Here is a 25,758-nt window from a genome sequence, read left to right as displayed (position 1 = left end):
GGGCCATGGGTGGGACCGGGCAGGACCGGTCCGGAATGACGCAGGAGGCGCACGTGACGCAAGGACCGCTTACGACGGAGGCCGGCGCGCCGGTGGCCGACAATCAGAACAGCGAGACCGCGGGCGTCGGTGGCCCGGTGCTCGTTCAGGACCAGTTGCTTCTCGAGAAGCTCGCCCACTTCAACCGTGAGCGCATCCCGGAGCGTGTCGTGCACGCCCGTGGCGCCGCCGCCTACGGGACCTTCACGGTCACCGCGGATGTCACCCAGTACACCCGCGCCGCGTTCCTCGCCGAGGTCGGCGAGCAGACCGAGACCTTTCTGCGGTTCTCGACGGTGGCCGGCAACCTCGGCTCCGCGGACGCGGTCCGTGACCCCCGCGGCTTCGCGCTGAAGTTCTACACCGAGGAGGGCAACTACGACCTCGTCGGCAACAACACCCCGGTGTTCTTCATCAAGGACGCCATCAAGTTCCCCGATTTCATCCACACGCAGAAGCGCGACCCGTACACCGGTTCGCAGGAAGCCGACAACGTGTGGGATTTCTGGGGTCTCAGCCCCGAGAGCACGCACCAGGTGACCTGGCTCTTCGGTGACCGGGGGATCCCTGCCTCCTACCGGCATCTCAACGGGTACGGCTCGCACACATACCAGTGGAACAACGAGGCCGGCGAGGTCTTCTGGGTCAAGTACCACTTCAAGACCGACCAGGGCATCAAGAACCTCACCCAGGCGGAGGCCGACAAGCTCGCCGGCGAGGACCCCGACTCCCACCAGCGCGACCTGCGCGAGGCCATCGAGCGCGGTGAGTTCCCGTCCTGGACCGTGCAGGTGCAGATCATGCCGGCGGCCGACGCGGCGACCTACCGGTTCAACCCGTTCGACCTCACCAAGGTGTGGCCGCACGAGGACTACCCGCCGATCGAGATCGGCCGGTTGGAGCTCAACCGCAACCCGGAGAACATCTTCGCCGAGGTCGAGCAGTCCATCTTCTCGCCGGCGCACTTCGTGCCGGGTATCGGGCCTTCCCCCGACAAGATGCTTCAGGGGCGGCTCTTCGCCTATGGCGACGCGCACCGCTACCGCGTCGGCATCAACGCCGACCACCTGCCGGTGAACCGCCCGCACGCCGCCGAGGCGCGCACGAACTCCCGTGACGGCTCCCTGTACGACGGTCGCCACAAGGGCGCGAAGAACTACGAGCCGAACAGCTTCGGCGGTCCGTTCCAGACGGACCGGCCGCTGTGGCAGCCGATCGCGGTGACCGGCCACACCGGTGAGACCGAGGCGCCGTCCCACTCCGAGGACGACGACTTCGTGCAGGCGGGCAGTCTGTACCGCCGGATGTCGCAGGACGAGCAGGGGCGTCTGATCGCGAACCTGGCGGGTTTCCTCGCCAAGGTCTCCCGTGACGACATCGCCGAGCGCGCGATCAACAACTTCCGTCAGGCTGACGAAGACTTCGGCAAGCGGCTGGAGGCCGCGGTCCAGGCCCTGCGCGGCTGAGAACCAGCACTGGATCGCTTGTCGTGGGCGGTGGGCCGGATCCCTCTGAGTGATGAGGGGTCCGGCCCGTCGGCATGTACGTGGCAGTGATGCCGGAGCGTCTACGCGGGTACTCGCTGCCGCTTCGGAGCCCAGCAGCGGATGATGTCGCGGACCGAGACGATGCCGACCGGGCCGTTGTCGTCGAGCACGATCAGGTGTCGGAAACCGCCGTGCGCCATCGCCGCCGCGGCTTCCTCCAGGGTCCAGACGGGGGCGGCGAAGACGACGTCGGTCGTGGTGTGGGTGCCCGCGGTCTCGGTGTCCGGGTTCTGTCCGAGGGCGATCGAGTTGAGGATGTCGCGTTCGGTGAGGATGCCGAGGCCGGAGGAGTCCTCGTCGTGGACGACGGCCGCGCCTACGCGGCGGGAGGACATCAGGCAGGCCGCCTGACGGAGTGTGTGTGCCGGGCCGATGGTGAGGACCACCGTGCTCATGGCGTCGCGGACGAGCATGGGCTGGAGCCACCTCCTTGGTGAAGCGCCAAGAGAAGCGATTCACAAGTTCACAAGTGGGGGGACTCTCAGAGTCGCAGTTAAAGGGAGGGTCAACAAGGGGGCGTGCGGTGAGTTTCGGGGGCGCCCATGGGTCACAAGGGCGCGCCACCGGCTCTTCAGTAACGCTGGTTCAGATAACCCAGCAGTTCGTCGTGGAGGACGCCGTTCGACGCTGCCGCGTTGCCGCTGTGCGGGCCCGGGCGGCCGTCGAGGCCCGTGAAGGATCCGCCCGCCTCGGTCACCACGATCGCGTTCGCCGCCATGTCCCACAGCGACAGCTCGGGCTCCGCGCAGATGTCCACCGAGCCCTCCGCCACCATCATGTACGGCCAGAAGTCGCCGTACCCGCGCGTGCGCCAGACCGCCTTCGTCAGGTCCAGGAAGCCGTCGAGGCGGCCCTGGTCCTCCCAGCCGGACAGCGAGGAGTACGCGAAGGACGCGTCGGCCATCCGCGAGACCTGGGAGACCTTCAGGCGCGTGGCCGAGGACAGGCTGCGGCCGGTGAACGCGCCGTGCCCCTTCGCCGCCCACCAGCGGCGGCCCAGCGCGGGCGCGGAGACCACTCCGACCACCGGCTGGTAGCCGCCCTCGCCCGCTTCCATCAGGGAGATCAGCGTGGCCCAGACGGGCACCCCGCGGACGTAGTTCTTGGTGCCGTCGATCGGGTCGATCACCCAGCGACGCGGGCCGGTGCCCTCGATGCCGTACTCCTCGCCGAGGATCGCGTCGCGTGGCCGTGCCCGCTGGAGGTGGCCGCGGATCAGCTCCTCGGCGGCCTTGTCCGCCTCGCTGACCGGTGTCATGTCCGGCTTGGTCTCGACCTTGAGGTCGAGCGCCTTGAACCGGTCCATCGTCGCCGCGTCGGCGGCGTCCGCCAGGACATGGGCCAGGCGCAGGTCATCGCGATAGTCGGGCATGACTGCACCGTATATGGCCCACTCGGGCCACAGCCATACGGCCCGGGGGATCATCGGGCACGGTCATGGGGCTCGGGGCGCCTCGGGGCGCGGGCCGCACGGCCGGGTTGATCATCGCGGCGTGCGGGGGTCGGCGTACGCCCCTCGACGCCGCCGCGAACCCTTGACAGTGCCCCTGTGCGCGTCAAATCTGAGCTGCAGTGCCGCCCGCTCGCCCCCAGGGAGGCGAAAAGATGCCTGCAGCGCGGGAATCCCTTCTGGATGCCGCCTATACGGCGCTCGCACACCGCCCGTGGTCCACGGTGCGGATGGTCGACGTCGCCGCCGTGGCCGGTGTGTCCCGCCAGACGCTCTACAACGAGTTCGGAAGCAAGGAGGGGCTCGCACGAGCCCTCGTACGCAGGGAGGCCGACGGCTATCTCGCCGGTGTCGAGCGCGCGCTGGCCGCCCACGCGGACGCGCGCGAGCGGTTGGTCGCGACCGCCGAGTGGACCACGTCGGCGGCCCGGGGCAACGCGCTCGTACGGGCCATGCTGACCGGGTGCTGGAGCGAGCGGCTGCCGTCGCCGACGCTCTCGGCGGTGCCGTCGTCGTCCGCGGTGCCCGCGCAGCGCAGGGCGGACGGGCCGTTGCCCTCGCCGGCGGACTTCGTGGCGCTCGTACGGGATCGGGCCGTCGCGGCGTTGTCCGGGCCCGGGGCGATGCGGGGGGACGTGGGGGAGTTGACGGGGGCCTGTGAGTTGGTGGTGCGGTTGTCGTTGTCGTGTGTGGCGGCTCCGCCGAGGGAGGGGGGAGTGACGGAGCTGGTGCGAGGCGCGCTGCCGCGGCAGTGGAGATGACTCGCCTGCTGGGGTGCCGGGGAGCGGGCGTCGGCGGGTGCGGCGTCGTTGTGGCTGGTCGCGCAGTTCCCCGAGCCCTTTGGGGGGCGCCTCAGTGGGCGGAGCCCGAGAGTTGGAGGCCGATGACGCCGATGATGACGAAGCTGATGGAGACGATCTTGAGCGTCGACACCAGGTCGCCGAGGAAGATCATGCCGTAGACGGCGGTGCCGGCCGCGCCGATGCCGGTCCACACCGCGTACGCCGGGCCGACGTCGAGTTTGCGCAGGGCGAGAGTCAGGAGACCGAAGCTGCCCAGCGCGAAGACGCAGAAGGCGACCGTCGGCCAGAGTCTGGTGAAGCCGTGCGAGAGCTTCAGGCAGACGGCGAAGCCGGTTTCGAGCAGTCCCGCCACAACGACCAGCAGCCACGCCATGTCTCGTCCTCCCGTGTCCGCACGTCGACTGCTTCGCCTGGCCTGGGTCCGGCTTGGTGCGATTATGCATTTGCCGACCGGCTAAGCACTTACCGACGGGCCGCCCACGCAAACAACGCGGAGGTCACAAGGGGGCTCAGGGGACTCAGTCGCCCTCCGTGCGTTCCCGCGTCGCCAGCAGCCGGCGCAGGGAGTAGAGCCGTTGCGGGTCCGCGTGGCCGTCCGCCACCCACTGGTCCAGCGCGCAGTCCGGCTCGTCGTGACTGCACGCGCGCGGACAGCCCTCGGTACCGGGTTCGAGGTCGGGGAAGGCGTGGATGACCCGGGACGGGTCGACGTGATGCAGGCCGAAGGAGCGGACGCCGGGGGTGTCGATGACCCAGCCCTCACTGCCCGGCAACGGGATCGCGCGTGCCGAGGTCGTGGTGTGCCGGCCCCGGCCCGTGACGGCGTTCACGTGGCCGGTGCTGCGCCGGCGCTCCTGCGAGACCAGCGCGTTGACCAGGGTCGTCTTGCCGACGCCGGAGTGCCCGACGAACGCCGTGATCTTGCCGTCCAGCTGCTTGCGCACCCGGTCCACCGCCGCGCCGCTCTCCAGCTCCGCACGGCTCGTCACGACGTAGGGGACGCCCAAGGCCCCGTACAGCTCGAGGAGTTCGTCGGGCGGGGCGAGGTCCGACTTGGTCAGCACCAGCAGGGGCTCCAGGCCGGCGTCGTACGCCGCGACCAGGCAGCGGTCGATCAGGCGCGGGCGCGGCTCGGGGTCGGCGAGGGCGGTGACGATGGCGAGCTGGTCGGCGTTGGCGACGACCACGCGCTCGTAGGGATCGTCGTCGTCGGCCGTGCGGCGCAGTACCGAGCTGCGCGGCTCGATGCGGACGATGCGGGCGAGGGTGTCCTTCTCGCCGGACAGGTCACCGACGATCGCGACGCGGTCACCGACGACGGCGGCCTTGCGGCCCAGCTCGCGGGCCTTCATCGCCATCACGAGGCGGTCCTCGACGAGGCAGGTCAGACGGCCTCGGTCGACGGTGACGACCATGCCCTCGACCGCCTCCTCGTGCTTGGGGCGGATGTTCGTACGCGGACGGTTGCCCTTGCGGTTGGGGCGCTGGCGGATGTCGTCCTCGTCGGTGTGCTTGCCGTAGCGGCGCATGATCCCGGTCCGCCCGTCAGTTCCCGAGCATTCCGGTCCACAGATCGGGGAAGTCCGGCAGGGTCTTCGCTGTCGTCGCCACGTTCTCGATCTGTACGCCCTCCACCGCCAGCCCGATGATCGCGCCGGCGGTCGCCATGCGGTGGTCGTCGTAGGTGTGGAAGATGCCGCCGTGCAGTCGACGCGGGCGGATGTGCAGGCCGTCGGCGGTCTCGGTGACGTCACCGCCGAGTTCGTTGATCTCCTTGGTGAGCGCGGCCAGCCGGTCCGTCTCGTGCAGGCGCAGATGGGCCACCCCCCGCAGGGTGGACGGGGAGTCGGCGAGGGCCGCGACCGCCGCGATGCCCGGGGTCAGCTCACCGACCTCGCTCAGGTCCACGTCGATGCCGTGGATCGCACCCGAACCGGTGAACTCCAGACCGCTGTCGTTCAGTTCACAGGAACCACCCATCTCGGTGAAGATCTCCCGCAGCCGGTCTCCGGGCTGGGTGGTGTGCGCGGGCCAGTCGGGGACGACGACCGTGCCGCCGGTCACCAGGGCCGCCGCCAGGAACGGCTGGGCGTTCGACAGGTCCGGCTCGATGATCAGGTCGCGGCCGAGCAGCGCGCCGGGCGTGACCCGCCAGACATTGGGCTCGCCGCCCGACTCCGGGGTGTCCACCTGCGCGCCGACCGCGCGCAGCATGTCGACCGTCATCCGGATGTGCGGCATCGAGGGCAGCGTCGAGCCGATGTGGCGGACCTCCACGCCCTGGTTGAAGCGTGGGCCGGACAGGAGGAGGGCGCTCACGAACTGGGACGACGAGGACGCGTCGATCTCCACCGGGCCGCCGTCCAGGGCGCCGCCGCCGTGCACGGTCAGCGGCAGCGCGCCGCGGCCGTCGTCGTCGATGCGGGCGCCGAGCAGACGCAGCGCGTCGATCACACCGTTCAGCGGGCGCTCGTACGACCGGGAGTCGCCGTCGAAGCGGATGGGGCCGTCCGCGAGGGCGGCGACCGGGGGCAGGAAGCGCATCACGGTGCCGGCGTTGCCGACGTCGACCGTGGCCGGGCCCTGGAGACCCGAGGGGATGACCCGCCAGGCCTCGCCGGAGGCGTCCGGGCCCGCGGCGACCGTGGAGCTGGACGCCACCGTCTCCTCGATGCCGACGCCCATCGCGCGCAGCGCGCCCGCCATCAGCAGCGTGTCGCGGGAGCGCAGCGGGCGGCGCAGCCAGCCCGGCTCCGAGGCGAGCGCGGCGAGGACCAGGGCGCGGTTGGTGACCGACTTGGACCCCGGCACGTGGACCGTCGCGTCGACGGCTCCGCTCGCGTGCGGGGCGGGCCAGAGGGCGGTGTGGGCGGGGTTCGCGGTCATGCGCCCACTTTAGTGGGTGGGGGTGGGGGTAGATCTTGATCAAAAGTGACGGAATGTGAGCGAAAGATTCAGGGATGCCTCGACGTCCCAGCACTCGACGTCCCAGCACTCGACGTCCCAGCACTCGACGTCCCAGCACTCGACGTTCCAGTACTCGACGTTCCGGCAGCCGGCACTCAAAGCCCGAGCAGCCAGCGGCCGCCGCCCAGCAGAGAGCACAGGGACACCGCGTGGAACAGGAACAGCCACAGTCCCGCCGGGACGTGGGTGAGCCGGGAGAGCTGGTCGGCGTCGGAGTCGCCGGCGCCGCCGCGGCTGCGCTTGGCCTGGAGTTCGAAGGCCGGACGGACGCCGCCGAGCAGCAGGAACCACACCACGGCGTACGCGAAGGCCGCCTGTACCTGGGGTCCGGCGAGCCACGAGACCACCAGGAACGTACCGCCGGTGAGGACCACCGTGAGCGCCCCGTAGGCGTTGCGGATCATCACCAGCATCGCGACGAGCAGGCCGGTGGCCAGCCACAGCAGGAGGGTGATGCGGCCCAGGCCCAGCAGCGCGGCGCCGCCGAGGCCGAGCAGCGGGGGAGCGGTGTAGCCGGCCGCCGCGGTGAGGATCATGCCGAGACCGGTGGGCTTGCCACGGCTGACGGTGAGGCCGCTGGTGTCGGAGTGCAGCCGGATACCACTGAGGCTCCGCCCGGTCAGCAGCGCCACCAGCCCGTGGCCGCCCTCGTGCGCGATGGTGATGGCGTTGCGCGAGACGCGCCATACGCCGTGCGGGACGATCACCGCGAGAGCGGCGACGATGGTGGCTATCACCACCCACAGATCGGGGTCCGGCTGGGTGCCGGAGACCTGGTCCCAGAGCGAGGCCAGCGAGGTGGATGCGGTGCTGTCCATTGTCGGTGGTGGCTCCCTCTGGTGTCGCGGAATCTGGCAGTGTGGCACGTATGTGCGGACGGTATGCAGCGAGTCGTGGACCCGAGGATCTCGCAGGAATCTTTGAGGTCGAGAAGTGGGAGCCCGAGGAGACCTTGGACCCCGACTACAACGTGGCCCCGACCAAGGACGTCTATGCCGTCCTCGACCGCCCCCTTAAGGACGCGGAGAGTCCGAAGCCGGTTCGCCAGCTGCGCAGGCTCAAGTGGGGGCTCGTCCCGTCCTGGGCCAAGACGCCCGAGGGCGGCGCCCGGATGATCAACGCCCGCGCGGAGACCGTGCACGAGAAGCCCTCGTACCGCCGTGCCTTCGCCGCCCGGCGCTGCATCGTCCCCGCCGACGGCTACTACGAGTGGGTCACCGGGTCCACCGAGCGCGATCTGGAGGTCGAGGGCAAGAAGAAGCGGCCGCGCAAGCAGCCGTACTTCGTGCTCCCGGCGGACGGCTCGGTCTTCGCGATGGCAGGGCTGTACGAGTTCTGGCGCGACCGGACGCTCCCCGACGACCACCCCCGGGCCTGGTGGGTGACGTGCTCGGTGATCACGACCGAGGCGGAGACCTCGCCGCTCGCGGTCGCGCCCGCCGAGGGGCCGTACACCCTCGCCGACATCCACCCCCGGATGCCTCTGATGCTCACCCCGGACCGCTGGGACGCCTGGCTCGACCCGGCCCGTACGGACGTCGACGGCCTGCGCGAGCTGCTCGCGCCGCCGCCCGCCGGGCTGATGCGCGCCTATCCCGTCTCCACGGCCGTCAGCAACGTCCGCAACAACGGGCCGGAGCTGCTGAAGGAGCTGGAGGGCCCCGAAGAGGGCACACTCTTCTGACGTGACGGAGGTCATGGAAGCCTTCTGTGACAGAGACCATGGAAGGCTGACGTGACGGAGATCATGGACGCGATCGAGACGGTCGAGACGGACGCCGGTACGGCCCGCGTCACCTGGCACCGGGCCAAGAAGCCACGCCTTGTGCTCGCTGTGAGTCACGGCGCGGGCGGCGGTATCGAGGCGCGCGATCTCCAGGCGCTGGCCGCGGTGCTGCCCGGGCACGGCGTGAGCGTCGCGCTCATCGAGCAGCCCTGGCGGGTGGCGGGGAAGAAGGTGGCGCCCGCGCCCAAGACCCTGGACGTGGGATGGCGGGGCCTGTGGCCCACGGTCGCGAAGCCCGGACTGCCGGTGGTCGCGGGCGGACGCAGCGCCGGAGCCCGCGTCGCCTGCCGTACGTCGACGGAACTCGGCGCCACCGCCGCCCTCGCCCTCAGTTTCCCGCTGCACCCGCCCGGCAAGCCCGAGAAGTCCCGTGCCGACGAACTCCTCGGCGCCGGGGTGCCCACCCTCGTCGTCCAGGGCGGCAACGACCCGTTCGGCAAGCCGGCGGAGTTCCCGAAGGGCTCGCACGAGCTGATCGAGGTGCCGTACGGAGATCATGGCTTCGCTGTGCCGAAACGGGCACCGATCGACCAGGACGAGGCCCTGGAGATCATCACCGGGGGCGTTGTGAGGTGGATCGCGTCACTCGGGTGACGCACGGGAATGTCGGGCGGTGGACCACTGTTGTGCCGAGCAGACAGCACGGAGCGTGCTGAACCGTTCGAACGAGAGGAAGTCCGCCGCATGGGTTCGACCATCTGCCCGAACCGCAGCAGTAGCCCTGAGCTGGACTGGACGGTGCTGCACGCGGCGAAGACCGCCCCCGTTCGAGCGGCGGCGGGTGTGGATGTTCGTCTATCCTCCGATTCGAGTGGGACCGGTTTCGGTTCTGCCATGTCGCTGGAGGAGGTGGGTCCGGTCACTGGGACCGACGCAGGGACCGATCACGGCCAGGCGGAGCAGCCCGAGGGCCAGGGCACGAGCACGGAGTCGTCCGCCGAGCGCACCGCGCGCTTCGAGCGGGACGCGCTCGAATTCCTCGACCAGATGTACTCGGCCGCCCTGCGCATGACGCGCAACCCGGCCGACGCCGAGGACCTGGTGCAGGAGACGTACGCGAAGGCGTACGCGTCCTTCCACCAGTTCCGCGAGGGCACCAACCTCAAGGCTTGGCTGTATCGCATTCTCACCAACACCTTCATCAACTCGTACCGCAAGAAGCAGCGCGAACCCCAGCGCAGTGCGGCCGAGGAGATCGAGGACTGGCAGCTCGCGCGTGCCGAGTCGCACATGTCGACCGGTCTGCGCTCCGCGGAGTCGCAGGCGCTCGACCACCTGCCCGACTCGGACGTCAAGGCTGCACTGCAGGCGATCCCCGAGGAATTCCGCATCGCGGTCTATCTCGCTGATGTAGAAGGCTTTGCGTACAAGGAGATCGCGGACATCATGGGGACACCCATCGGTACGGTGATGTCCCGGCTGCACCGGGGCCGTCGCCAACTGCGCGGCATGCTCGAGGACTACGCCCGTGACCGCGGGCTGGTCCCGGCCGGCGCCGGAGAGTCGAACGAAGCGAAAGGCTCGGGCTCATGAGCTGCGGAGAGCCGCACGAGACGGATTGCAGTGAGGTACTCGACCACCTGTACGAGTTCCTCGACCATGAGATGCCGGACTCGGACTGCACCAAGTTCGAGGTGCACTTCGAGGAGTGCTCCCCGTGTCTCGAGAAGTACGGACTCGAGCAGGCCGTGAAGAAGCTGGTCAAGCGGTGCTGCGGCCAGGACGACGTGCCGACCGATCTGCGCGCCAAGGTCATGGGCCGCATCGACCTGATCCGCTCCGGTCAGACCGTGCCCGAGCACGACGTCACCGCGACGCCCCAGGAGTCCTGAACTCCCCGGGGAGATCGTCCGGTTATCACCCGAACGTGCTAATCCGCGGGCTCAGAGCCCGCGGATTCGGCTATTGCCGCCCCCGCACCGTCCCCACCGCCCTAGGCTCCGGAGCCTGACCGGGGCAGGGGACGTCCGGGGGAGGGAACGAGGCGATGGGGTCGATTCCGGCGTGGGCCCGTGTCTACGTCGTCTGTGTCGTCCTGGCCGCCATGGCCTGCCTGGCTCCGCTGCCCGCCGTTCACGCACCCTGGTGGATCGTCGCCCTGCTCGCCGCGCTGTACGCCGGCTGCGAGCGGATCCCCTTCCCGCACAGCCCCAAGGGCGCCGCCGCTCGCGTCGCCGAGCGGGGCGCCCCCAGAGGGCTGGGCACCTTCCTGCCCGTGCTGCTCGCCGGGGCCTTTCTGCTGCCGCCGTCGGCCGCCGCGCTTGTGGCGCTGCCAGGCGCGCTGCTCGCCCGTGTGGAGCAGCGGCCGCGCTGGCTGCGCCGGATCTGGCGCGCGGCCCAGCTCGCCGTCGCGGTCTGGGCGGCGTCCCGGGTGCACTGGGCGCTGGGCGGCCGGGACGCGGTGGCCCTGCCGCACTTCCCGTACGCGCTCGTGCCCGCCGGGGCCGCGGTGCTCACCTTCTGCGTGGTGCTGACCGCGCTCGACGGCGGGATCCTGGCGCTCGCCGAGCGGGTGCCCGTACGGGGTGCCTGGCGGGGGCTCTTCTCGCGCTCCCTCGCCTCGGTCGCCGTGCACGGGCTCGCCGGGCTGATGATGGCGGTGCTGTGGCGCAGTCCGTACGGTCCCGTCGCCGCGTTGCTCGTCCTGCTGCCGATGTACGTGTCCTGCTGGGCGTTCGCCCAGTACCACCGGGAGCGGGCCGCCCACCAGGCCACCATCCGGGCCCTCGTGCAGGCCGTCGACATCAAGGACGGGTACACGCGCGGGCACAGTGAGCGGGTCGGGCAGGCGTCCATGATGATCGCCCGTGAGCTGGGCATGGACGACGAGCGCGTCGAGGTACTGCGCTTCGCCGGGATCCTGCACGACGTGGGGAAACTGGGCGTGCCCACGCGGCTCCTGCGCAAGGACGGGCCGCTGACGCCGGAGGAACGGCGGATCATCGAGCTGCATCCCGAGTACGGGCACGAGATGGTGCGTGGCATCGGCTTCCTCGGGGAGGCGCGGTCGGCGATCCTGCACCACCATGAGCGGATCGACGGGAGCGGGTACCCGTACGGGCTGGTGGGACGCCAGATCCCGGAGTTCGCACGCGTGGTGGCCGTGGCCGACGCGTTCGACGCGATGACGTCGACCCGGTCCTACCGGCGGGCCCGACCGGTGCCGGTGGCGCTGGAGGAACTGGAACGGTGCGCGGGGGCGCAGTTCGATCCGGGGATGGTACGGGCCCTGGTGCGAGCGCTGAACCGACACGGGTGGCATCCCGCGGTGACAGCGGGGGTCCACCCGCCCGGCGAAACCGGGTCCTCGGCGAGTACGGACGGCTGCTCGATGGGCGCCGACGGGCCGTCGACCGGCGCGGACCGGGACCCGACGGGCGTCGACCCTCGGTCGAGCGGCGTCGTCGGGCGGGGGCGGTCATGAATGCCGTGGGGGTGGAGATTCCCGGGTACGGGATCGTCGGTCGAGCCCCGTTCACCCTCACCCTCGTGCACGCGGTCGCTCTGCTCCTCGCCGTTGTCTCGCTGGCCGTCGTCCTCTGGCACGGTCTCGACGAACGAGGCGTCGCGCTCGCCTTCGGGATCCTCATCGCCGTGGGGGAGCTGACCCGATGGAGCGGGGCCGAGGAGCGGGAGTCGGCGCCCCTCGCCGCAGCCGGCGCCCTCGCGTACGCGCTGCTCGGCGAGAACGCCGGACACCGCACGGCCCCGGGCGTCCTCGAGATCGTGGCTGTCGTCGTGGCCGCGGCCCTCATCGGCTGCGTACCGCACGTCGCCCAGGGCCGCGGGCCCACCGCCGACCACCTCACCCGGCGCGTCCTCACCGTCGGCTTCGCAGCCGTCTGCTTCCAACCCCTCTACAACCAGGGAAGGTTGATGGGCTGGGGCGGCCCCTCGTACGCCCTGCTGCTGGTCTCCCTGCTGGTGCTCACCGCGCTGTGCGACGCCGTGCTCGCGGCGGCGATGGCACACGCCCGGACCCGCTGGCCCTTCGGACCGCTGCTGCGGGACGAGCTGCGGGCCACGCTCGGCATCGGGTCGGCGGTCTGCGCGACCGGGGCCGTGATGTCGCTCGCGGTGGCGGTCGTCGGGCTGTGGGCGCTGCCCGTGTTCTCGCTGCCCCTGTTGCTCACTCAACTCTCCGTCCGGCGGTACGCCGCCGTGCGCGTCACCTACCGGCAGACGATCGCCTCACTCGCGCGGGCGACCGAGATCGCCGGGTACACCCCCACCGGGCATGCCCGGCGGGTCGCCGCGCTCAGCCGGGCCGTCGGCCGTGAGCTGGGCCTGTCCGAGCCCGATCTGACCGTCCTGGAGTACGCGGCGCTCATGCACGACATCGGACAGCTCAGCCTTGTCGACCCGGTGCCGGCCGGAGCCACCTCCGTGCTCCCTGCCGACGAGCAGCGGCGCATCGCTCTCCTTGGCGGCGCCGTCGTACGTCAGACCGGCGTGGACGCCGAGGTCGCCGTGGTCGTGGAGCGGCAGGCCGATCCGTACCGGGAGCAGCCGGTCACGGCACGGATCGTGCGGGCCGTCAACGCGTTCGAGGAGATGGCCAGGGAAGCAGGCCCGGGAGGGCCCCTGACCGCCCTGGAGAAGCTGCGTCTGGCCACGGCCCGCGACTATCAGCCCGAGGTGGTGGAGTCGCTGGCCAGGGTCCTGTTGCGGGGCACCCTTACCCTGCCCCAGGCTGGGTAACCCATGGGTAATGAGCGCCCGTCCAACGGTCCGTGGTTGGATGCGAGGAAGAGGGTGTTCGGGGGCACGGGCCAGCCCGGGGCTGCGCTGTCTTCAAGAAACTCTTCAAGGGACCGGCAGGCGGGAAACGCAAGGAACTGGCAGGCGGGAATCGTGAGGATCTTCGGCAAGGGACGGCACCGGCCCTCCGCCTCATGGCGGCAGGCCACCGATCGCGCGTTCACGCTGATCGGCGACGGCCGGTACGAGGACGCGGGAGCGCTGTTGACGCGTGCCGCGGACCTGGAGCCCTGGCTGTCGGAGTCCTGGTTCAACCTGGCCCTGCTGCACAAGTTCCGGCACGACTGGGAGCAGGCGCGGGCCGCGGGCCTCCGGGCCGTCGCGCTTCTCGAACGGGAGACGGGCGCCCCCGACTGGTGGAACGTCGGGATCGCCGCCACCGCCCTGCAGGACTGGCCGCTGGCCCGTCGTGCCTGGCAGGCGTACGGGCTGCGGGTGCCCGGCGGGGCCGCCGTCTCCGAGGAACCGGTGGGCATGGACCTCGGCAGTGCGGCCGTACGGCTGTCGCCGGAGGGCGAGGCCGAGGTCGTGTGGGGGCGCAGGCTCGATCCGGCCCGGGTGGAGGTCCTGTCCATTCCGCTGCCGTCCTCGGGGCGGCGCTGGGGCGAGGTCGTTCTGCACGACGGTGTCCCGCACGGGGAGCGGACGACCGCCGCCGGGCACGCCTATCCCGTCTTCGACGAGATCGAGCTGTGGGCGCCGTCCCCGGTGCCCACCTGGGTGGTCCTCCTGGAGGCCGCCACCGAGGAGGACCGGGACGCCCTGGAGCAGCTCGCGGCGGACGCCGGCTTCGCCGCGGAGGACTGGTCCTCGTCCGTACGGCTGCTGTGCCGGATGTGTTCCGAGTCGCGGATGCCGTCCGACGAGGGCGACGGTGAGCATCTCGACCCGCACGACCACAGCGAGCCCGGGCATCCGGGGCCGCTCGGTCACCGCACCGACGGGCAGCTGTGGGTGCCGGAGCGGGAGTGCGGGGTGGCCGCGCCGGCTCCGCTGGTCAGGGGGCTGCTGGACGGGTGGGTCGCGGACAGCCCCGACTCCCGGGACTGGCGGGATCTCGAAGAGGTCTGCTGAGCGCTGCGGGTTCGCCGCGGGCCGGTGGGGGCTTGTCACGCAGTTCCCCGCGCCCCTGAAGGGGCGCCCGTCCCCGTACTCTGTAACAGCACCACACTCCCAGGCACCCAGGAAGGCGTACGTCGGTCATGGCGCAGCAGGACACCGAGCAGCAGCACTCTGGAGTGCTCCCCGTGGACGACGAGGGCTTCGTCAACGACACCGAGGACGGTGAGGAGCGCGAGGCGGCCTACCGTGAGCGCGGTACCTCGCGGCCGATCACGGTCGTCGGCAACCCGGTGCTGCACAAGGAGTGCAAGGACGTCACCGAGTTCGGGCCCGAGCTCGCCCAGCTGGTCGCCGACATGTTCGCCAGCCAGCGCACCGCCGAGGGCGTGGGCCTGGCGGCCAACCAGATCGGCGTCGACCTGAAGGTCTTCGTCTACGACTGCCAGGACGACGAGGGCAAGCGGCACGTCGGTGTCGTCTGCAACCCCGTCCTCGTCGAGCTGCCCGCCGAGCAGCGCCGCCTCGACGACAGCAACGAGGGCTGCCTCTCGGTGCCGACCGCGTACGCGCCGCTGGCCCGCCCCGACTACGCGGAGGTCACCGGGCAGGACGAGAAGGGCAACCCGATCAAGGTGCGCGGCACCGGCTACTTCGCGCGCTGCCTCCAGCACGAGACCGACCACCTGTACGGCTACCTCTACATCGACCGGCTCTCCAAGCGCGAGCGCAAGGAAGCCCTGCGGCAGATGGCCGAGAACGAGCCCCGCTACCCGATCGTCGCGAACGACTGAGTCGCGGCAGGACAGTTGGGGCCCGCGCGCACGCGCGGGTCGGCCCGAGCGGCGCCTGGTCAGGGGGAACTCCCTGACCAGGCGCCGTTCGCGTGTGTGTCGCACGTTCGATCCCTTGTGCTCCTCTAGTGATCCATATTCAGTCACACAAGGGGGGATTCTCAGCACCGTGGGGTAGTGAGTGGAGCAAATCCGTTCCCAGAACGGTCAGTTGTGGTGCTGAATGGGAAGTGCGGGGATACGCAACGGCGCACGCCCGGCACAGCGGGAGGGGCGCAGCGTCAACTGGCGGCTGAGAGGGGTTTGTTCGTGCATGCATTCTCACACGGCACTTCATCGACACCCACCGTGGTCGCGGTTCCACCGGCGCTCTCTCTCCCGGTGATCGAGTCCGCGTTTCCCCGCCAACTGCACCCGTATTGGCCGAGGCTCCAGGAGAACACACGTTCGTGGCTGAGGGAAAAACGCCTCATGCCGGCGGACAAGGTCGACGAATATGCCGACGGCCTTTGCTATACGGACCTGATGGCGGGCTACTACATTGGCGCTCCCGACGAGGTCATGCAGGCGATAGCGGACTTCAGCGCGTGGTTCTTCGTCTGGGACGACCGCCACGACCGCGATGTCGTCCACGGCAGGCCCGGCGCCTGGCGGAGGCTCAGGTTCCAGCTGCACGCGGCTCTGGACTCCCCGAGGGAGCACCTGCACCACCGGGACCCCCTGGTCGCGGGGTTCGCGGACAGCATGGTGCGCCTGTACTCGTTCCTGACCAAGAAGTGGAACGCGCGCTTCGCCCGGCATTTCCACGCGGTGATCGAGGCGTACGACCGGGAATTCCGCAACCGTGTCAACGGAACCGTTCCCACGGTCGAGGAATATTTGGAACTGCGGCGGCTCACCTTCGCGCACTGGATCTGGACCGACCTTCTGGAACCGAGCGCGGGCTGTGAACTTCCCACCGCCGTGCGGAACCATTTCGCATATCGGCGGGCGGCGCTGCTGAGCCAGGAATTCGCCGCCTGGTACAACGATCTCTGCTCGCTCCCGAAAGAAATAGCGGGCGACGAGGTCCACAATCTCGGAATCAGCCTCATTCATCACGAGGGGCTGACACTCGAAGAAGCGGTCCAGGACATCCGGCGGCGGATCGAGGAATGCATCACCGAATTCCTCGACGCGGAAAGGGACCTCAACCGCTTCTCCGACACCCTCGCGGACGGCACCGTGCACGGCAAGGAATTGAGCCTCGCAGTGAAAGCGTGCCTCGGCGGTATGCGGAACTGGTTCAGCTCCGTGTACTGGTTCCACCACGAGTCAGGCCGGTACACCGTCGACAGCTGGGACGACCGCTCCACACCCCCGTACGTCAACAACGAAGCGGCAGGTGAGTCATGACCGTCGAGTCCGTGAAGCCCGCGCAACCCGCGGCACCACAGCTGCCCGTCCCACCCCTGGCCGGGGGTGGCGTACCCGTCCTGGGCCACGGCTGGAAACTGGTCCGCGACCCGCTGGGCTTCCTCGCCCGGCTCCGCGATCACGGCGACGTCGTACGGCTCAAGCTGGGCCCCAAGACGGTGTACGCGCTCACCTCGCCGGCCCTCACCGGAGCGATGGCGCTCAGCACCGACTTCAAGATCGACGGACCCCTCTGGGAGTCCCTGGAAGGCCTGCTCGGCAAGGAGGGCGTGGCCACCGCGAACGGGCCCAGGCACCGTCGCCAGCGCCGCACCATCCAGCCCGCGTTCCGGCTCGACATCATCCCCGAGTACGGACCGATCATGGAGGAGGAGGCGCGGGCGCTCGCCGAGCGCATGGGGTCGGGCGAGCCCGTCGACTGCACCTCCGAGTCGTTCCGCGTCGCCGTGCGCATCGCGGCCCGCTGTCTGCTGCGCGGCGAGTTCATGGACGAGCGCGCCGAGCGGCTGAGCGTCGCGCTCGCCACCGTGTTCCGCGGCATGTACCGGCGCATGGTGATCCCGGCGGGCCCGTTCTATCGGCTGCCGCTTCCGGCCAACCGCAAATTCGACCGCGCATTGGCCGATTTGCATCTCCTCGTCGACGAGATCGTCGCCGAGCGCCGCGCATCCGGTCAAAAGCCGGACGATTTGCTGACGGCATTGCTGGAAGCGAAGGACGAGAACGGCGAGCCGATCGGCGAACAGGAGATCCACGACCAAGTCGTAGCGATACTCACGCCCGGCAGCGAAACCGTGGCGTCCACGATCATGTGGCTGCTGCAAGTCCTCACCGAACACCCGGAACACGCCGCACGCGTGGCCGAGGAGGTCAAATCCGTCGTCGGAGACCGGCCCGTCGCATTCGACGACGTCCGGAGGCTGTCGTACACCAACAATGTCGTCGTCGAGTCGATGCGGCTGCGTCCCGCCGTATGGATTTTGACCCGGCGGGCGGTGACCGAAACCGAACTCGGCGGCTATCGGATACCGGCCGGTGCCGACATCGTCTACAGTCCGTTCGCCATCCAGCGTGATCCGCGCTCGTACGACGGGCATCTGGATTTCGACCCAGACCGCTGGCTTCCGGAACGCGCCAAGGACGTCCCGAAGCACGCCATGAGCCCCTTCAGCGTGGGCAACCGGAAGTGCCCGAGCGACCACTTCTCGATGGCGCAGCTCAGCCTGATCGCGGCGACGGTGGCGTCCCGGTGGCGGTTCGAGCAGGTCTCCGAGTCCAATGACGCGACCCGTGTCGGCATCACCCTGCGTCCGTACCGGCTGCTGCTGAGGGCCCTGCCGCGCTGACCGCGCGGCGTCGTCCGCGGTGACCCCGTGTCCGTACCGGCGCGCGTTCAGGCAGCCCGCGGGCCCCTGAACGTGCGCCGGTACGCCTGCGGGGTCGTCCCCAGGCTCCGGACGAACTGGTGGCGCAGCGCGGCCGCGGTGCCGAACCCGGTGCGGCCCGCGATCGCGTCCATCGTCTCGTCCGAGGCCTCCAGCAACTCCTGTGCCAGCAGCACCCTTTGGCGCAGGATCCAGCGGTACGGGGTGGTACCGGTCTCCTGCTGGAAGCGGCGCGCGAAGGTCCGCGGGGACATGTGGGCGCGGGCCGCGAGCTGCTCGACGGTCACCTCCCGGTCGAGGTGGCGCTCCATCCACACCAGCACCTCGCCGACCGTGTCGCAGGTGGAGCGGGGCAGCGGGCGCTCGATGTACTGGGCCTGCCCGCCGTCCCGGTGCGGGGGCACCACCATCCGGCGGGCGATGGCGTTGGCGACCTCGGGGCCCTGTTCCTTGCGGACGATGTGCAGACAGGCGTCGATTCCGGCGGCGGTGCCGGCCGAGGTGATCACCGGGTCCTCGTCCACGTACAGCACGTCCGGTTCGACGATCGCCTTCGGGTACTGCCGGGTGAGCTCCTCGGCGTGGTGCCAGTGCACGGCGCAGCGCCGCCCGTCGAGGAGCCCGGCCGCGCCGAGCACGAAGACACCGGAACAGACGCTGAGCACCCGGGCGCCGCGGTCCGTGGCGCGGTGCAGGGCGTCGAGCAGTTCGGGCGGATAGGACCGGGACACGTAGGAGTTCCCGGCGGGCAGTGCGATGAGGTCGGCGCTCTCCAGTCGCTCCAGGCCGTGCTCCGTGGTCAGCGAGAACCCCGCGTGGGTGCTCAGGATCGGGCCTTCGGCGGAGGCGACAGCGAAGTCGTAGACGGGCAGGCCGTCGTCGCTGCGGTCGATGCCGAACACCTCGCAGACGACCCCGAGTTCGAAGGGGTGCACACCGTCGAGCAGGACCGCGGCCACGTTTTTCAGCATGTCCGCCAGTGTGCCTCGGTCGTGGCAGGAAATCGAGGGTGTACGGCAGTCCTGCCACTGACGCCGAAGGGTGAGCGGTACGACAGTGGTGTTCATGAAGATGCTCATCGGAAACTCGGACACCACCGTCGGAATCCTGACCGTCCTCGCGCTCTTCGTGGTCCTGGCCCTGCCCGCGCTGATCGGCGTGGCCCACGAGCGGCGCATCGACCGTCAGCTAGGACTTCGTGACCAGCACCGTGACCGTCCACTCCTGAATGCCCTTGCACGACACCTTGCCCGGGGCGGTCGCGCAGAGCGGCCGGGACGAGCTGAGGTGGGCGGTTCCCGCCGAGACCGCCTTGAAGGCGGAGCTCGCGTCGCCCGCCTGGAGGACGACGCCGCTGTTGGTGGCCTCTAGCCCGGTGCCGCTGACCTTGACGGGCGTCCACGGCCGACTGGTGGTGCCGTCCAGGGTGAGGCGGAGTACGCCGCCGGCCGTGAGGCAGTACGTGTGGCCGGTGTCGGCGGCGCCGAGCTCCGCGGGAGCGGAGTCACAGCTGGGGTGACTCGTCGTGGGGGACGGCGACACGGTGCGGCTGCCGCCCGCGTCACCGCCGCCCTGTGTGCCGCAGCCCGCGAGGAGCAGTGTCAGGGCCGTGAGGGCGAGGATCCGATGATGGGTCGTACGGCGCATGGGGTGGCACCTCCTTGTCGCTTGGACGTACCACCCCCGCATCAGGATCCACACAGGGACACAGAGAAACAGGGCCCTGGCCGCGACGCCGGCCAGGGCCCCACCGGTCAGCTGGTCGTGACGGCGGTGTCGTCGACGACGAAGCTGGTCTGGAGCGAGGAGTCCTCGACACCGCTGAACTTCAGGGTGACGGTGGACCCGGCGAACGAGGACAGATCGAAGGTCTTCTGGGCGTAGCCGGAGGCGGCGTTGAGGTTCGAGTACGTCGCCAGAGTGGTCGATCCGGCGGTGACCGTCAGCTTGTCGTACTGGCTGCTCGTGGTGGTCTCCGCGGTGTCGATGTGCAGGTAGAAGGTGAAGCTGGCCTTGCAGCCGGACGGGATCGTCACCGACTGGGAGAGCGTGTCGGTGTGCGTCGAGCCGTAGCCGTCCAGCCACGCCTTGTAAGAACCGGCGTGCGCGGCCTCACTGCTGGAGTTGGTGATCACGCCGCTGCTGGCGCTCCAGGTGGTGTTGCCCGACTCGAAGCCCGGGTTGCCGAGCAGCTGCGCCGAGGTGCAGGTGCCGCCGCCGGAGGTGCTGACGGTCCAGGTGAAGGAGGCGGAGCCGGAGGCGCCCGTGCTGTCGGAGGCGGAGACGGTGACGCTGTACGTACCGGCCGTGCTCGCGGTGCCGGAGATCAGACCGGTGGAGCTGCTGATCGACAGACCGGTCGGCAGGCCGCTCGCGCTGTAGGTGAGGGTCGCGCCCGCGCTGTCGCTCGCCGAGATCTGCAGGCTGACCGAACCGCCGGTGGTGGTGGACTGGCTGCCCGGGTTGGTGACGGTCACCGTGTTGCCGGTGCTGGTGCCCGACGCGAAGGCGGTGGTGCCGTTCGGGGTGCCCCAGCCGGTCGGGCCGTCGTAGCCGGTGGCGGCGGTGCAGAAGTACGAGGGCGAGCAGGAGCCGTTGTTGCCGCTGGTCACGTCGTACAGGTTCGAGGTGTGGGAGTACGGGTACTTCGCCGGGTAGTCGCTGGAGCCCGGGGTGCCCGCGAGGGCGTACACACCCGCGATGATCGGCGAGGAGGCACTCGTGCCGCCGTAGACCGCCCAGCCGGAGCCGCCGTAGGTGTCGTAGACGGCCACGCCGGTGGCGGGGTCGGCGACCGCGGAGACGTCGGACTCCATGCGCTTGGAGCAGCCGGTGTCGGTCTGCCAGCTCGGCTTCGCGTCGTAGGCGGAGCAGCCGGAGCCGGTGCCCTCGGTGCTGCTGGTCTTCCACACGGACTCGGTCCAGCCGCGGCTGTTGGAGCTGGTGGACAGAGCGGTGCCGCCGACGGCGGTCACGTACTGGGAGGTGGCCGGGTACTCGGCGCCGTAGGCGGAGTCACCGGAGGAGACGGTGATGGCCACGCCCGGGTGCTTGAAGTACGAGGTGTCCTCGCTGGTCTGCGAGGAGGACTCGGAGCCGCCCCAGCTGTTGGAGACGAACTTCGCGCCCAGCGTCACGGCCTCGTTCTCGGCGGTGCCGAGGTCGGAGTCGGTGGCCGAGTTGGCCTCGACGAGGACGATGTTGCAGTTCGGGCAGACCGCGCTGACCATGTCGATGTCGAGCGCTTCCTCACCCGCCCAGCCGGTGTCGTTGGTCGGCAGGGAGCTGGTCGAGCCGGTCTGGCTGACCTGCTTGAAGCAGCCGTTGGCCTTGGTGCAGGCCGACAGGCCGAACTGCGAACGGTAGGTCGCGAGGTCCGACTCCGCGTTGGGGTCGTTGTACGCGTCGACCACGGCGACGGTCAGGCCGGAGCCGCCGGTGGAGGGCAGGTTGTAGGCGCTGTGCAGGTTGGCCGGGCTCAGACCGGACACCGCGGCGGCGGCGTTCGGTGAGATCGCGGCGGCCAGCTTCTGCTTGATGTCGGTGCGGCGCTGCGCGAAGCAGGCCGCGTGACCGGCAGTCGGGGCGCCGCACAGGTGCGTGGTGGGCACCTTCTGGCCCGCCTTGCCCGTGGAGTGCACGGCCTGTGCGGCCGGGGCGGTCAGGGCCTTTGCGTTCTGAGCGGCCCGGGAGGGCTTGGCGGTGGTCGGCGCCGGCTGCGCGTTCGCGGCCGGGGCCGCCATGAGTCCGGCGACCGTGAGGGCGAGGGCGGGCGCGGCGGCGGTCAGAAGTCTTCGCAGTCGCCGGGTGGGCCTGCTGGGGGGTGTCTCACGCATGGGTGCTGCCTCCATCGGTTTGAGGCGGGGTGCCGTGCGGGCCGGGGTAGGGCCGCGCACGGCTCCACAGCCGGAAGTGGGGGTTCTCGGCGTTGCGTGGCAGGCCCGTGACGCGCGTAGCGTGAGAGAAGTGCGGATGTGCCATGGGCATGCCAATTCAGTCGTCCTGTCGTGCCGCTGTACGTGACATGTCAGGACGGCCAGAACCTAGCCGGGGCCGATGACGCCCGGATAGCCGCGCCCGAAGAACTTTGCCGCCCCATAGGGGGTCCATGGACGGTGCATGGACGGCCCATGGACGAGACGCGGTGATGCCGGGCCGCCACATGCGGCCCGGCATCACCGGTGTCATACCGTCAGAAGTCCTCGTACCGACGGAAGTTCTCGTCCGTCAGAAGTCCTCGTCGAAGCCGACCGAGCCCTCCACCGCCACCTGGTACGCCGAGGGACGGCGCTCGAAGAAGTTGGTCAGCTCCTGGACGCCCTGGAGCTCCATGAAGGAGAAGGGGTTCTCGGAGCCGTACACCGGGGCGAAGCCGAGACGCTGCAAACGCTGGTCGGCCACGCACTCCAGATACTGGCGCATCGAGTCGGTGTTCATGCCCGGCAGACCCTCACCGCACAGGTCGCGCGCGAACTGCAGCTCGGCCTCGACGGCCTCCCTCAGCATGTCGGTGACCTGCTGCTGGAGCTGGTCGTCGAAGAGCTCCGGCTCCTCCTTGCGCACGGTGTCCACCACTTCGAAGGCGAAGGACATGTGCATCGTCTCGTCGCGGAACACCCAGTTGGTGCCGGTGGCGAGACCGTGCAGCAGACCCCGGCTGCGGAACCAGTAGACGTACGCGAAGGCGCCGTAGAAGAAGAGGCCCTCGATGCACGCGGCGAAGCAGATGAGGTTGAGCAGGAAGCGACGCCGGTCCGCCTTGGTCTCCAGACGGTCCAGCTTCTCCACCGAGTCCATCCACTTGAAGCAGAACTCGGCCTTCTCACGGATCGAGGGGATGCTCTCGACGGCGTCGAAGGCGGCGGCGCGGTCCTCCGGGTCGGGAAGGTAGGTGTCCAGCAGGGTCAGATAGAACTGGACGTGGACCGCTTCCTCGAACAGCTGCCTGGAGAGATACAGGCGCGCCTCGGGGGAGTTGATGTGCTTGTAGAGGGTCAGCACGAGATTGTTCGACACGATCGAGTCGCCCGTCGCGAAGAACGCGACCAGCCGGCCGATCATGTGCTGCTCACCCTGCGAGAGCTTCGCGAGGTCGGCCACGTCCGAGTGGAGGTCGACCTCCTCCACGGTCCAGGTGTTCTTGATGGCGTCCCGGTAGCGCTCGTAGAAGTCCGGGTAGCGCATGGGGCGGAGCGTGAGTTCGAAGCCCGGGTCGAGCAGGTTCTTTTCGGTAGAGCTCATTACTGGCAGGCCTCGCAGGACTCGGGGTTCTCAAGGGAGCAGGCGACGGCGTCCTCGTCGGGGATCGCCTGCACGGGGATGGTCTTCGCGGGCTGGGCCTGCGCCTGGGCGGCACGGGCGATACGGGTCGCCGGGCGGGAGCGCAGGTAGTACGTCGTCTTCAGGCCCGACTTCCAGGCGTACGCGTACATCGAGGAGAGCTTGCCGATGGTCGGCGTCTCCAGGAAGAGGTTCAGGGACTGGGCCTGGTCCAGGAACGGGGTGCGGGCGGCGGCCATGTCGATCAGGCCGCGCTGCGGGATCTCCCAGGCCGTGCGGTACAGGTCGCGGACGTCCTGCGGGACCCAAGTGAAGCCCTGCACCGAACCGTTGGACTCGCGCAGCGCCTCGCGGGTCTGCGCGTCCCACACGCCGAGCTTCTTCAGCTCGTCCACCAGGTAGGAGTTGACCTGGAGGAACTCACCGGAGAGCGTCTCGCGCTTGAAAAGGTTGGACACCTGCGGCTCGATGCACTCGTACACACCCGCGATGGACGCGATGGTGGCGGTGGGCGCGATGGCGAGGAGGAGGGAGTTGCGCATGCCGACCGCGGCGATACGTTCCCGCAGGGCCGCCCAGCGCTCCGGCCAGGTCAGCTCCACGCCGTAGTGGTCGGGGTGCAGGACGCCACGGGCCGTACGGGTCTTCTCCCAGGCCGGGAGCGGGCCGCTGCGCTCCGCGAGGTCGGCCGAGGCCTCGTACGCGGCGAGCATGATTCGCTCGGCGATCCGGGTGGAGAGGGCCTTGGCCTGCGGGGAGTCGAAGGGGACGCGCAGCTTGAAGAAGACGTCCTGCAGGCCCATCGCGCCGAGGCCGACGGGCCGCCACTTCGCGTTCGACCGGCCGGCCTGCTCGGTCGGGTAGAAGTTGATGTCGACGACACGGTCGAGGAAGGTGACGGCGGTACGGACCGTCTCGTCCAGCCGCTCCCAGTCGATGTCCCCGTCGACCACGAAGGCGCCGAGGTTGACCGAGCCGAGGTTGCAGACCGCCGTCTCCCCGTCGTCCGTGACCTCCAGGATCTCGGTGCAGAGGTTCGAGGAGTGGACGGTGTGGCCCGGCTCCGCCGTCTGGTTGGCGGTGCGGTTGGCGGCGTCCTTGAAGGTCATCCAGCCGTTGCCGGTCTGCGCGAGGGTGCGCATCATGCGGCCGTAGAGGTCACGGGCCGGGATGGTCTTCTTGGCGAGGCCGGCCGCCTCCGCCCCGCGGTACGCCGCGTCGAACTCGTCGCCCCACAGGTCGACCAGCTCGGGCACGTCGGAGGGCGAGAAGAGGGACCACTGCCCGTCGGCGTCGACCCGGCGCATGAACTCGTCCGGGATCCAGTGCGCGAGGTTCAGGTTGTGCGTACGGCGGGCGTCCTCACCGGTGTTGTCGCGCAGCTCCAGGAACTCCTCGATGTCGGAGTGCCAGGTCTCCAGGTAGACCGCGGCCGCGCCCTTGCGCCGGCCGCCCTGGTTCACCGCGGCGACCGAGGCGTCGAGGGTCTTGAGGAACGGGACGATTCCGTTGGAGTGCCCGTTCGTACCGCGGATCAGCGAACCGCGCGAACGGATCCGGGAGTAGGAAAGACCGATGCCGCCCGCGTGCTTCGAGAGGCGGGCCACCTGGTGGTAGCGGTCGTAGAGGGAGTCCAGCTCGTCCAGCGGGGAGTCGAGGAGGTAGCAGGACGACATCTGCGGGTGCCGCGTACCGGAGTTGAACAGCGTGGGGGAGGAGGGGAGGTAGTCGAGACGGCTCATGAGCCCGTAGAGCGCCGCGACCTCGTCCAGGGCCCGGTTCGTGTCGTCCTCGGCCAGGCCCGACGCCACGCGCAGCATGAAGTGCTGGGGCGTCTCGATGACCTTGCGGGTGATCGGGTGCCGGAGCAGATAGCGGCTGTGCAGGGTGCGCAGGCCGAAGTAGCCGAAGCGGTCGTCGCCGTCGGTGTCGATCAGCGCGTCCAGCCGGGCCGTGTGCAGCCGGACGAACTCCGCCGTACGGTCGGCGATCAGGCCCTCGCGGTGACCCGCGGCGATCGACCCGGAGAAGGACGTGACGCCCTGCGAGGCGGCCTCCGCCGCGATGCTGATCGTCAGCAGCCTGGCCGCGAGCCGGGAGTAGACGGGGTCCTCGGAGATGAGGCCCGCGGCCGCCTCGGTGGCCAGTTCGCGCAGCTCCGTGTCGTCCGCGTGCGCGGACCGGCCGCGCAGCGTGGCGGCGGCGACCCGGCCGGGGTCGGCGCCGGGGAGGTCGGCGGTGAGGTCGGTCAGGGTACGCAGCAGCGTGGTACCGGGACCGTCCGTCTCCACCGGGACCTGCTTCCGCTCCTGCTGTGCGAAAGCGGTAGCTGAAGCCGGGTCGGCTGGCGCGATGGTCACTTGGGGCTCTCCCTCGCTCGGCACGGGGCCTGGCGGAGGGCAGGGCAGCTCACGAGCGCACACGGCGTCGCGTCCACCGGCCCATTCCGCGAGGCCCGGACGTCATGCACC

At 70.0% G+C, this 25,758-nt stretch carries 23 protein-coding genes; 12 read left to right on the top strand and 11 right to left on the bottom strand.

Annotated elements, in window-relative coordinates:
- Window positions 1–35: 35 nt before the first annotated feature.
- Window positions 36–1,505 carry a catalase gene (locus ACZ7M2_RS08555; protein ID WP_471594665.1) on the top strand — a complete coding sequence of 490 codons (1,470 nt, stop codon included), beginning with the start codon at window positions 36–38 and terminating at the stop codon, window positions 1,503–1,505.
- A gap of 101 nt (window positions 1,506–1,606) precedes the next feature.
- Here the strand turns inward: ACZ7M2_RS08555 and ACZ7M2_RS08550 are convergent, their stop codons facing one another.
- Together ACZ7M2_RS08550 and hisN are read right to left on the bottom strand one after the other, a co-directional pair.
- The gene (locus ACZ7M2_RS08550; protein ID WP_067368643.1) at window positions 1,607–1,999 is read right to left on the bottom strand and encodes a CBS domain-containing protein; all 393 of its coding nucleotides are present in this window, start codon (window positions 1,997–1,999) and stop codon (window positions 1,607–1,609) included.
- A gap of 158 nt (window positions 2,000–2,157) precedes the next feature.
- Window positions 2,158–2,958, bottom strand: a complete 801-nt coding sequence (hisN, locus tag ACZ7M2_RS08545; protein ID WP_403697193.1) for a histidinol-phosphatase — start codon at window positions 2,956–2,958, stop codon at window positions 2,158–2,160.
- A 233-nt stretch (window positions 2,959–3,191) separates the two neighbouring features.
- Between hisN and ACZ7M2_RS08540 the strand changes: the two genes are divergently transcribed.
- A complete protein-coding gene (locus tag ACZ7M2_RS08540; RefSeq protein WP_471594664.1) occupies window positions 3,192–3,797 on the top strand; it encodes a TetR/AcrR family transcriptional regulator in 606 nt (201 codons plus the stop codon).
- A 91-nt stretch (window positions 3,798–3,888) separates the two neighbouring features.
- Here the strand turns inward: ACZ7M2_RS08540 and ACZ7M2_RS08535 are convergent, their stop codons facing one another.
- The 4 genes from ACZ7M2_RS08535 to ACZ7M2_RS08520 all read right to left on the bottom strand — a co-directional run bounded on the left by ACZ7M2_RS08535 (window position 3,889) and on the right by ACZ7M2_RS08520 (window position 7,624).
- Complete coding sequence (locus ACZ7M2_RS08535; protein ID WP_352045968.1) at window positions 3,889–4,212, bottom strand: DMT family transporter; 324 nt, start codon at window positions 4,210–4,212, stop codon at window positions 3,889–3,891.
- Window positions 4,213–4,357: 145 nt separating this feature from the next.
- Window positions 4,358–5,368 (bottom strand): ribosome small subunit-dependent GTPase A, encoded by a 1,011-nt coding sequence (rsgA, locus tag ACZ7M2_RS08530; protein WP_075028836.1) that lies wholly within the window; start codon window positions 5,366–5,368, stop codon window positions 4,358–4,360.
- A gap of 16 nt (window positions 5,369–5,384) precedes the next feature.
- Window positions 5,385–6,725: a 3-phosphoshikimate 1-carboxyvinyltransferase gene (gene aroA / locus ACZ7M2_RS08525; RefSeq protein ID WP_471594663.1), complete on the bottom strand. Its 1,341-nt coding sequence runs from the start codon at window positions 6,723–6,725 to the stop codon at window positions 5,385–5,387.
- Window positions 6,726–6,901: 176 nt separating this feature from the next.
- Window positions 6,902–7,624: a M50 family metallopeptidase gene (locus ACZ7M2_RS08520; protein WP_352045971.1), complete on the bottom strand. Its 723-nt coding sequence runs from the start codon at window positions 7,622–7,624 to the stop codon at window positions 6,902–6,904.
- Between the two features lie 50 nt (window positions 7,625–7,674).
- Here ACZ7M2_RS08520 and ACZ7M2_RS08515 point away from each other — a divergent pair, with 50 nt between their 5' ends.
- The 10 genes from ACZ7M2_RS08515 to ACZ7M2_RS08470 all read left to right on the top strand — a co-directional run bounded on the left by ACZ7M2_RS08515 (window position 7,675) and on the right by ACZ7M2_RS08470 (window position 17,968).
- Window positions 7,675–8,490, top strand: coding sequence for an SOS response-associated peptidase (locus tag ACZ7M2_RS08515; protein ID WP_471594662.1), 816 nt, complete (start codon window positions 7,675–7,677; stop codon window positions 8,488–8,490).
- A gap of 63 nt (window positions 8,491–8,553) precedes the next feature.
- Entirely contained in the window at window positions 8,554–9,186 is a 633-nt protein-coding gene (locus ACZ7M2_RS08510) for an alpha/beta hydrolase family protein (RefSeq protein WP_471595204.1), read from the top strand.
- A 255-nt stretch (window positions 9,187–9,441) separates the two neighbouring features.
- Entirely contained in the window at window positions 9,442–10,125 is a 684-nt protein-coding gene (gene sigR, locus ACZ7M2_RS08505) for an RNA polymerase sigma factor SigR (protein ID WP_054228152.1), read from the top strand.
- Entirely contained in the window at window positions 10,122–10,424 is a 303-nt protein-coding gene (gene rsrA / locus ACZ7M2_RS08500; RefSeq protein ID WP_054228151.1) for a mycothiol system anti-sigma-R factor, read from the top strand. The genes sigR and rsrA overlap by 4 nt, the downstream gene beginning before the upstream one ends.
- Window positions 10,425–10,579: 155 nt before the next feature.
- Window positions 10,580–12,016, top strand: a complete 1,437-nt coding sequence (locus tag ACZ7M2_RS08495) for an HD-GYP domain-containing protein (RefSeq protein WP_471594661.1) — start codon at window positions 10,580–10,582, stop codon at window positions 12,014–12,016.
- Window positions 12,013–13,293, top strand: a complete 1,281-nt coding sequence (locus tag ACZ7M2_RS08490) for an HD-GYP domain-containing protein (RefSeq protein ID WP_471594660.1) — start codon at window positions 12,013–12,015, stop codon at window positions 13,291–13,293. Before ACZ7M2_RS08495 ends, ACZ7M2_RS08490 begins: the two co-directional genes overlap by 4 nt.
- A 153-nt stretch (window positions 13,294–13,446) precedes the next feature.
- Window positions 13,447–14,427, top strand: a complete 981-nt coding sequence (locus ACZ7M2_RS08485; protein ID WP_471594659.1) for a tetratricopeptide repeat protein — start codon at window positions 13,447–13,449, stop codon at window positions 14,425–14,427.
- 128 nt (window positions 14,428–14,555) lie between these two features.
- Window positions 14,556–15,206, top strand: coding sequence for a peptide deformylase (gene def / locus ACZ7M2_RS08480; protein ID WP_075028841.1), 651 nt, complete (start codon window positions 14,556–14,558; stop codon window positions 15,204–15,206).
- A gap of 309 nt (window positions 15,207–15,515) precedes the next feature.
- Window positions 15,516–16,601, top strand: coding sequence for an epi-isozizaene synthase (gene cyc1, locus ACZ7M2_RS08475; RefSeq protein ID WP_471595203.1), 1,086 nt, complete (start codon window positions 15,516–15,518; stop codon window positions 16,599–16,601).
- Entirely contained in the window at window positions 16,598–17,968 is a 1,371-nt protein-coding gene (locus tag ACZ7M2_RS08470) for a bifunctional albaflavenone monooxygenase/terpene synthase (protein WP_471594658.1), read from the top strand. Before cyc1 ends, ACZ7M2_RS08470 begins: the two co-directional genes overlap by 4 nt.
- Window positions 17,969–18,015: 47 nt before the next feature.
- Here the strand turns inward: ACZ7M2_RS08470 and ACZ7M2_RS08465 are convergent, their stop codons facing one another.
- The 5 genes from ACZ7M2_RS08465 to ACZ7M2_RS08445 all read right to left on the bottom strand — a co-directional run bounded on the left by ACZ7M2_RS08465 (window position 18,016) and on the right by ACZ7M2_RS08445 (window position 25,647).
- Entirely contained in the window at window positions 18,016–18,978 is a 963-nt protein-coding gene (locus tag ACZ7M2_RS08465; protein WP_403699621.1) for a GlxA family transcriptional regulator, read from the bottom strand.
- A 217-nt stretch (window positions 18,979–19,195) separates the two neighbouring features.
- Entirely contained in the window at window positions 19,196–19,654 is a 459-nt protein-coding gene (locus ACZ7M2_RS08460; protein WP_471594657.1) for a hypothetical protein, read from the bottom strand.
- 107 nt (window positions 19,655–19,761) lie between these two features.
- Entirely contained in the window at window positions 19,762–21,843 is a 2,082-nt protein-coding gene (locus ACZ7M2_RS08455) for a putative Ig domain-containing protein (protein WP_471594656.1), read from the bottom strand.
- Between the two features lie 391 nt (window positions 21,844–22,234).
- Complete coding sequence (locus ACZ7M2_RS08450; RefSeq protein WP_054228144.1) at window positions 22,235–23,248, bottom strand: ribonucleotide-diphosphate reductase subunit beta; 1,014 nt, start codon at window positions 23,246–23,248, stop codon at window positions 22,235–22,237.
- The gene (locus tag ACZ7M2_RS08445) at window positions 23,248–25,647 is read right to left on the bottom strand and encodes a ribonucleoside-diphosphate reductase subunit alpha (protein WP_471594655.1); all 2,400 of its coding nucleotides are present in this window, start codon (window positions 25,645–25,647) and stop codon (window positions 23,248–23,250) included. Before ACZ7M2_RS08445 ends, ACZ7M2_RS08450 begins: the two co-directional genes overlap by 1 nt.
- Between the last annotated feature and the right edge of the window lie 111 nt (window positions 25,648–25,758).

Source organism: Streptomyces sp. NPDC111507 (assembly GCF_055638955.1).
This window is presented reverse-complemented; position numbering and strand designations above follow the sequence as displayed.